Annotated in this window: 8 protein-coding genes and 3 pseudogenes; 7 read left to right on the top strand and 4 right to left on the bottom strand. The window is 68.9% G+C overall.

Translation table 11 applies throughout. The features are described 5' to 3' along the window. Positions 1–166: 166 nt before the first annotated feature. Both AB0M76_RS40340 and AB0M76_RS40335 read right to left on the bottom strand, forming a co-directional pair. Positions 167–688, bottom strand: a complete 522-nt coding sequence (locus tag AB0M76_RS40340) for a DUF4396 domain-containing protein (protein ID WP_365957728.1) — start codon at positions 686–688, stop codon at positions 167–169. A gap of 159 nt (positions 689–847) precedes the next feature. Then, positions 848–1,273, bottom strand: a pseudogene (locus AB0M76_RS40335) (DUF305 domain-containing protein); the annotation flags it as partial. 116 nt (positions 1,274–1,389) lie between these two features. Between AB0M76_RS40335 and AB0M76_RS40330 the strand changes: the two are divergent. Next, positions 1,390–1,899, top strand: coding sequence for a GNAT family protein (locus AB0M76_RS40330; RefSeq protein ID WP_365957727.1), 510 nt, complete (start codon positions 1,390–1,392; stop codon positions 1,897–1,899). Positions 1,900–2,377: 478 nt separating this feature from the next. Here AB0M76_RS40330 and AB0M76_RS40325 read toward each other — a convergent pair whose 3' ends face one another. Both AB0M76_RS40325 and AB0M76_RS40320 read right to left on the bottom strand, forming a co-directional pair. Beyond that, on the bottom strand, positions 2,378–2,587 hold the full coding sequence (locus AB0M76_RS40325) for a hypothetical protein (protein WP_365957726.1): 210 nt from the start codon (positions 2,585–2,587) through the stop codon (positions 2,378–2,380). A 17-nt stretch (positions 2,588–2,604) separates the two neighbouring features. Next, positions 2,605–3,045 carry a VOC family protein gene (locus AB0M76_RS40320; RefSeq protein ID WP_365957724.1) on the bottom strand — a complete coding sequence of 147 codons (441 nt, stop codon included), beginning with the start codon at positions 3,043–3,045 and terminating at the stop codon, positions 2,605–2,607. A 676-nt stretch (positions 3,046–3,721) separates the two neighbouring features. Between AB0M76_RS40320 and AB0M76_RS40315 the strand changes: the two are divergent. The 6 genes and pseudogenes from AB0M76_RS40315 to AB0M76_RS40290 form a co-directional block, all read left to right on the top strand. Beyond that, a pseudogene (locus AB0M76_RS40315) lies at positions 3,722–4,021 on the top strand (heavy metal translocating P-type ATPase); the annotation flags it as partial. A gap of 43 nt (positions 4,022–4,064) precedes the next feature. Beyond that, positions 4,065–4,329, top strand: a pseudogene (locus AB0M76_RS40310) (ABC transporter ATP-binding protein); the annotation flags it as partial. Positions 4,330–4,705: 376 nt separating this feature from the next. Further along, complete coding sequence (locus AB0M76_RS40305) at positions 4,706–5,128, top strand: hypothetical protein (protein WP_365957723.1); 423 nt, start codon at positions 4,706–4,708, stop codon at positions 5,126–5,128. A 126-nt stretch (positions 5,129–5,254) separates the two neighbouring features. Further along, a complete protein-coding gene (locus tag AB0M76_RS40300; RefSeq protein ID WP_365957722.1) occupies positions 5,255–6,430 on the top strand; it encodes a sulfite exporter TauE/SafE family protein in 1,176 nt (391 codons plus the stop codon). Further along, complete coding sequence (locus AB0M76_RS40295) at positions 6,411–6,677, top strand: heavy-metal-associated domain-containing protein (protein WP_365957721.1); 267 nt, start codon at positions 6,411–6,413, stop codon at positions 6,675–6,677. Before AB0M76_RS40300 ends, AB0M76_RS40295 begins: the two co-directional genes overlap by 20 nt. A 127-nt stretch (positions 6,678–6,804) precedes the next feature. After that, positions 6,805–7,437 carry a class I SAM-dependent methyltransferase gene (locus AB0M76_RS40290; protein ID WP_365957720.1) on the top strand — a complete coding sequence of 211 codons (633 nt, stop codon included), beginning with the start codon at positions 6,805–6,807 and terminating at the stop codon, positions 7,435–7,437. Positions 7,438–7,722: the final 285 nt, after the last annotated feature.

Below are 7,722 nucleotides of genomic sequence, written 5' to 3'. Positions count from 1 at the left end.
AACGGCTCCAGCCTTGCCCACTGTGCATCCGTCAGATCTCCACGCGCCACACCATGATCATCACCGATCAAGATCCACTTTCGCAACAGACCCTAACGCCTTCACACGTGAACGCGCCCGGCCGCACCTTTCACGGTACGTCCGGGCACGCGGGGCTGGCACGTGGTCAGTGGTAGGCGTGGACGACGGCATGGCCCTTGCCGCGGCCGATCATCCACTTGTTGACCGGGGTCGTGAGCAGGAAGGCGATGACGAATCCGCCGAGCAGCGATGTCCAGAACAGGGTGTCGGCGAGGTGGGCGTCCATCGCGCCGGGAACCAGGGCAATGATGCCGTTGTCGACGAGCTCCATCACCGCGATGGAGACGGTGTCGGCGGCCAGGGCGACCTTGAGGGCGGTCTTGAGGTCCAGTCCGGCCTTGCGGACCGCGAAGAGGGTGAAGGAGTAGCCGAAGACGAAGGCCAGGGCGATCGCCAGGATCATGGTGGGCACGTTGCCCCACATCAGGGCGGTGCCGATGGCCATGCCCAGGATCTCGCCGATGGCGCACCCGGTGAGGCAGTGCAGCGTCGCCTTCGCGGCAGCCCCCCACGTCACGCCGGCCATCTGATGCCCGGCGTGAGCCTGATGTGCCTGGTGCGCGGCGTGGTCGTGCGCGGTGCCGGTGTGCTGTGCGCTGTGGTCCATGACCGTCATCCCCATTCCCGTCCAGTGTGACCCCGCTCCCGCGGACCCACACCACAAACCATATACCCCCTAGGGGTATTCCGCGAGGGAGGGGAACTACCTGAAGGGCGCAGGGGTGTGCCAGGCCTTCGCGGCCCGGCACACCCCTGCGCAGGGTGGTCAGCTTTCGCCGAGCAGGCTGTTCATCCGGGCGATCTCGGCGGTCTGGGAGGTGGTGATGGCGTCGGCCATCGTCTTGGTGCCGGGGAAGGCGCCGTCGGCCTTCTCCGTCTTGGTCATCGCGAGCGCGCCCTCGTGGTGCTTGATCATTTCCATGAAGGCGGTGCCGAAGGCCTTGCCGGAGGCCCTCTTCAGGTTGTCCATCTCCTCGGCGGTCGTCATGCCGCCCGTGCCGTGCATGGAGTGGTCCATGGCGCCCTCGGCCGGCACTTGCTCACGCCAGGAGGTCAGCCAGCCCGAGAGGCTCTTGATCTCCGGGTCCTGGGCCTTCTTGATCTCGTCGGCGAGCGCCTCCACCTCGGCGGACTCCGCGCGGGTGGGGGCGAGGTCGGCCATCTCCACGGCCTGGCGGTGGTGGGGAATCATCGCCCTTGGCGAGCGCCTCCCCGCATGGCCGTCAGTGAACCGTGATGGGCTCCCTGATCTTGATCTTCGCGCGGCGCCCCGTTCATGATCGTCCTATGAGTCAGCACTCGGTAACCTTGGACAAGATCGTTGTGGAGGACTGGCCGGCCGTTCACGCGTGGGCGTGCCTCCCGGAGGTGTGCCGCTATCAGTCCTGGGGGCCGAACACGGAGGTCCAGACGCAGGACTTCGTGGACTCCGCGGTCAACGCCTGGTCGGGCATCCCTCAGCGCCGGTTCCCTTACGTCGCCCGCGTCGGGCGGGATGTGGTGGGCATGGGTGAGCTGCATGTCCGCAGCGATAAGCAGCGCCAGGGCGAGATCTCATACATCGTGCATCCCCGGGTGTGGGGGCAGGGCATCGGCACGGATATAGGCCGGCAGCTGCTCGTGCACGGGTTCGGCGAGCTGGGGCTCCATCAAATCCATGCCACCTGTGACCCGCGGAACCTCGCCTCCTCCCGAGTGCTGTCCAAGATCGGTATGACGTATGAGGGACGCCTGCGCGACACCGCGCTGCTCCACGACGGCTGGCGAGACTCCATGATCTTCAGCAGCCTCGAAGGGGAATGGCGCTCCACTGCGTAGCCCCGCCTGCGGGGTGCTGTCGTTTCCCGTGAACATCGACCTCGGCGCCGACCGGGCGCCTTCCAAACCCGTGAACAACTGACTTCGCAACGCGTGAACAAAGCCAAGCGCAGAGAAGTCATCGAACATGTGCTCGTTATGGAGTCGGTGGGAATCCGCTCTGCCAGGAGTGCAGGGCCTTGGTGGTGGCCCAGCGGAAGCCTGCGCACCCGGGAACCTGACGTGGGAGGGCCGGCCCTGTGGCCGTACCTGTCGCGCCGCCCCAGGGCTGGCCGGGGAGGCTGGTGGTGCCAGGCGCGGAGCGGCGGTGAAGGAGGCCAACCCCGAGTGGTCCTGACCCCGCCCTTCGACCCGATGCTCGCCCAGGCCGCCGAGTACGTCCCCGGCTCTGGCGTCCTGGTGAGCGGCTTCGCGGCGGAGTAGAAGTTCGACGGTTCTCGCGACACTCAGATGTGTCTCACTTACTGGTGCCGTCGTTTCAGGAGCCTGTGCGCGAGGGTGGCCATGGGAGTTCGGGCGCGTTCCTCGTCGTACACATGACGATGTGCGACCCGTTCCAGGTGAAGGCGATCGGTACGTTGTGCGGGGTTCCGTCCTTGGCGACGTAGGCCAGGCGGGTCACGTCACGGGCCAGCAGCTCCTGGCTGATCGGGCGGCTTCGAACCTCGATGATCTCGTTCGGCTGCATGGTTCGGTTCCACCTTCTCAGCGCAGTTGCTCGGCCAGTCCGACGATGATGCCCTCAGGGCCGCGGATGTAGCAGAGCAGATAGCTGTCCTCGAACCGGGCGATCTCGCCGACGAGTTCGGCGCCGTGAGGGCGCAGGCGGGCAACGGTGTCCTCGAGGTCGTCGACGGCGAACATGACGCGGTGCGTGCCCAGAATGTTGTGCGGCCGGTTGCGCGGCCCGGCGCTGATCACCGCGGGGCTGCGGTACCTCGCCAGCTCGAGCCGGCTGTGACCGTCCGGGGTCCGGACCATCGCGATGTCACAGCGTACGCCGTCGAGTCCGGTGCACCGGTCGGCTACGAGGCCCTCGACCTCCGCCCTGCCCTCCAGCTCCATACCGAGTTCCACGAAGAACGCGATGGCGGCATCCATGTCCTCGACGACGATGCCGACGTTGTCCATCCGCTGGATCGCCATGCTGGTTTCTCCTTCTTCCTCGTGCGGCCGGTGGTGGCCGCTGATGTCCCTGGGACGGAGCCGATGGCACGTTCTCGACATCCTCAGACCGCCGAACTCCGAAAAATCTGGATCGCGCTTCAGCACCGCTACAGCAGACCCGTGAGCCAGGCGCCACCACCGAAGGTGAGTGCGGCGCAGGTGGCGACTCCCATGAAGACGATCGGCCGCAGCGTGCCGTCCCCGCTTTTCAATGCTTCCTCGACGATTCGCAGCGTGCGCGCTTGAGCATTGCGCCTCCCCAATTAACTCACGGGTCACCCTTGGCGGGTGGAGTTCCCCGTGCCGCCCGCCCTCGCCGCACCCGTCCGGGCCCCGCCGCGCGGACCCCCGGCGGGCCCGAGCATCCGTGGACGGGAATGCGGATCAGCGCTGGATGGGACTCTGGGAACAAGCTCCGGTACGTCATCGTCCAGCCGAACCTCGTCGCCGACGCGCTGACACAGCGGTAGACCGCGGCCGCCACCGGCACCCAGTGCGCTACCTGCGTATTCGGGATGACCTCACCCCTGGCGACATCGCGGCGGCGGAGTGACCGATGCCGCGGCGCCTGATGTCTCATGAGACATCAGGAAGTCTGGAGAACGACGGCCATCGCACCATCGTTGCCCGACCTGTCATCCGGCGGCGTCGGCCGTTGTGGGGCGCGTGGCCGTTCCACCGGGCGGCGGCGCTCAATCTGCGGCACGGCTCGGCGACCATGGACACCCTGGTGTCGCTGGGCGTGCTGGCCGCGTATTTGTGGAGCGCGGCCACGCTGGCCGTGGGCGGGGAGCACCTGTATCTCGAGGTCGCCGTCGTCCTGACGGCGTTCCTGCTGGCCGGACGATTCTTCGAGGCACGGGCCGAGCGGCGGGCCTGGGATGCGATCCGGGCCCTGATGGACCTGGGCGCCAAGGATGTCGCCGTACTGCGCGACGGGCGCGAGGTCCATATCCGTCGTTGAGGTGCTGAGCGATATCGGGATCTCGGCCGCGGTGGGGGAGTGCCTGGCGCTCGTCAGACGCACCGTCGGCGGTAAGACCACGCTGGGACCCTGCCTGGCGGGGCTGCACTCCCGCGTACGACGGTACGGTCCTGCTCGACGGGACCCCGCCGCCGAGCAGCTTGCGGGCCCGCAGTCGCGCGGAACTGGCCGCCGCGCAGTGCGTGTTCCAGGACGTGTAGGCCGCCTTCGGTGAGCACCGGTCCGTTCTGGGTCAAGTGACTCGAGGCGCGGTGCGCCTACTACTGGGCGGTGCCGAGGAGACCGACGGGCGCGAGGGCGAACCGGCGATACAGCGCTGCGCTGTGGAGGGGCGGCCGGGTTCTGGAGGTGGGGCGCGGGGCGGGAGAGGGCAGGGTCGGATGGGCTCCGTTCCCTGTCCGGGTGCTCCGGGCAGTGTCCTGGAGCAGCGGGTGAGGCGCCGGTACCGGCCTTGGTCGGGAACGGCGCCTCCACACTTGCGACACTTGCGACGCTAAAACCTTCCCCCTGGGGGAAGGCCAAGGGAGAGACTGTGAGGCCATTGTCCGTCTTCACTGCTACGCCTTATGTGGGTGCAACTACGCCTTTCATGGTGTTCTGTTTGATCCCGAGCCGTGCGGCATGCCGGGCGAAGGTGCCCTACACATGGCGGGCATGTCGAGTCGCGTGCTGATGCCGCTGCGGGCCTGGTCCGCGGCGCTTCTGTTGTGCGCGCTCATGTTCTGTCTGGCCGGGCTGGCTCGTCCGGCCATGGAGATGTCCTCCGCGACGGCGCCCTCGGCGTCCATGGTGTCCATGGCGTCCATGGAGATGGCCGCTCCTACTCAGGTCAGCAGTGATGCGTCTGGAGTGGTGCGGGCCGACGCGGTCGAGTACGGCGCGCAGTGCCCCATGGCCGGGACGCCGTGCGCGACGCAGCAGGCCACTCTTGTCCAGCAGGATCAGACGAGCGTGGCTCCGATCGGTCTGCCGGCGGGGGCGCCCTGTTTCCGCGCCGCCGGCGTGGCCCAGCCCAACGCACCGCCTGTGGCGCTGCCCCCTCCTGATCTCCACCGGTTGTGCGTGTCGCGGACGTGATGGTTCGTCGCCCGCGAGGCAGTCTCTTGTCGCCTCGCGGGACGCCGACTTCCCTCATGTCCGCCTCGGCACGCCCGTAGCCTCTTCTGGGCGCGTGCCGTCGTATCCGAACAGGAGCCACGACGCATGCCGTCGTCCCTCACTTTGCTCGTCACCGGTCTCAGCACCGGCCTGCTCGCCGGGGGCGCTTCATGCGCCGCCGTTCAGGGCGGTCTGCTCGCCGGAGCGGTCACCCGCCGCGAGCCCGCCCCGACTTCCCCCTCGGCGAAGTCGCCCGCCATGTCGTCGCCCGGCAGGTCGCCGTCGTCCGTCAAGAAGCGGCCCCGGCCGGCCGCCCGGCCCGTGGCGACCACGCCCTCCCCGGAGCCGACGGCCGGGAACCTGGCCCCGGTCGGCGCGTTCCTCGCCGGGAAGCTGCTCTCCCACACCATCCTCGGCGCCCTGCTGGGGATCTTCGGCGCCGCACTGCAGCCCAGCCCCCGGACACAAGCGACGCTGCTGATCATCGCCGGAGCACTGATGGTGCTCTTCGCCCTCGACCTCTTCGGGGTCAAAGCAGTGAGCCGGCTCGTCCCCCGGCCTCCGGCATCCTTCGGACGGCTGGTGCGGCTCAGTGCCAAGACCACCTCGGTGGCGACCCCCGCGCTCGTCGGCTTCGCCACGGTCCTGGTGCCCTGCGGTGTGACGCTGTCGATGGAGCTGGTCGCGATCACCGCCGGGTCCCCGCTGGCGGGTGCGGCGGTAATGGTCGGATTCGTCGTGGGCACCGCCCCGCTGTTCGCCGTCCTCGGATACCTCTTCCGGCGCTCCAGCCGGGCGCTCTCTGGCCGCCTGGGCATCGCCACCGGAGTCGTGGTCCTCGCCGTCGCGGCCTGGACCATCGCCTCCGGACTCCAGGCCGGCGGATGGGCCCCCTTCACCACCGGCACCACGACCGTGGCCGCCGCCGCTCCCGCCCCCGCGGAAGGCGGCACTGGGGCTGAGGACGGTCCGGTGCGCATCGATGCCTCCGGCAAGCAGGTGATCACCCTGACCGTGACGGACTTCTACGTCCCCACCCAGTTCACCGCCAAGGCAGGCGTACCCACCACGCTGGTCCTGCACGGGAAGGACTCCGGCGGCTGCGCCCGCGCCTTCACCATCCCCGAACTCGGGGTCCAGGAGATCGTCAAGCGCGACGGCGACACCCCGATCGACTTGGGCACCCGTAAGGCGGCACCCTCCGCTTCACCTGCGCCATGGGCATGCAGACCGGCACTATCACCTTCCAGGAGGGCACCACGTGAAGCTCTTCGGCCGTAAGAAGAACACCGACACCGACGACGCGGGCACACGGGTGGTGCTCCTCGTCGAGGGCATGCACTGCTCCGGCTGCGGACTGCTCATCGACGACGAGCTGGAGGACATCCCCGGGGTCCATTCCTCCCGTACTGAGATGAAGACCGGGCGCACCACCCTCCACCTGGAGGAAGGCGCCATCGTGGACGTGGCCGTACTCGTCGCGGTCGTGGAGCAGGCCGGCGACTACACGGCCCGTCCGGCCGACTGACACGACGACGTCCTCAGCAGCGGCAGCAGCTCCGGCAGTGCGGCTCGGCCGGGAGGTCCTCCGGCCGGGCCGCACTCGCGGCGGACTGTGACGTGCGGGGGAGACGGGTGACGGTGAGGATGAGCCCATGGCCGAGGCGAGCGACAAAAACGAGCGGCTGCGCCGCTACTGGGACAAGCACGCCCGCTCCTACGACCGGCAGATGCGGTTCTTCGACCGCCACCTGTTCGGCGAGAGCCGTTCCTGGGTGTGCTCCCAGGCCACTGGCGACGTCCTTGAGGTTGCCATCGGCACCGGCCTGAACCTCCCCCTCTACCCGCCCGGTGTGCGTCTCACCGGCATCGAGTGGAGCCCGCAGATGCTGGCCCTCGCCCGCCGCCGCGCCGAAGAGCTTGGCCGGACCGCGGACCTGCGTGAAGGCGACGCCCAAGCCCTGCCGTTCCCCGACGCGTCCTTCGACACCGTGGTGTCCACCTTGGCGCTGTGCGCGATCCCCGACGACCGGCGCGCCATCGCCGAGATGAGCCGCGTACTCAAACCCGGCGGCCGGCTCCTCCTGCTGGACCACGTGGCAAGCTCCGCCCTGGGAGTCCGCGTGATCCAGCGGCTCATCGAACTCGTCACCGTTCCGCTCGGCGGCGAGCACCTACTGCGCCGCCCCCTCCAGCATGTCCAGGCGGAGGAGTTGGAGATCGAGCAGCGGAGCCGGTTCAAGCTCGGCGTCGTCGAACGCCTCGCCGCCCGCAAGCCGCCGAGCTGATGCGTACGCCGAAAGGGGCGGCCGGGACTCGTGTCCCGGCCGCCCCCTCCAGGGTGAGATCGGACGCCGCGATCGCCGCGTCTGTGCCGGTCCCCATGGCAAGGCCCAGGTCGGCCTGGGCAAGAGCGGCGGCGTCGTTGACCCGGTCGCCGCCCCCCGACTCCGGGGCCGGGGGCAAAGTCCCAGCGGACTGGCAGCTTCACCTGCACTGACCTGGTCCGGGGTTCCGGGACCAGTGGTGGGTGATCGGCCCCCGTTTGACATGGTTCGAACGGATGTCAGGGT

This window comes from Streptomyces sp. NPDC051364 (assembly GCF_040682115.1).
Lineage (GTDB): Bacteria > Actinomycetota > Actinomycetes > Streptomycetales > Streptomycetaceae > Streptomyces.
The sequence above is the reverse complement of the archived record's forward strand: the minus strand, read 5'-3'. Positions and strand labels throughout refer to the sequence as shown.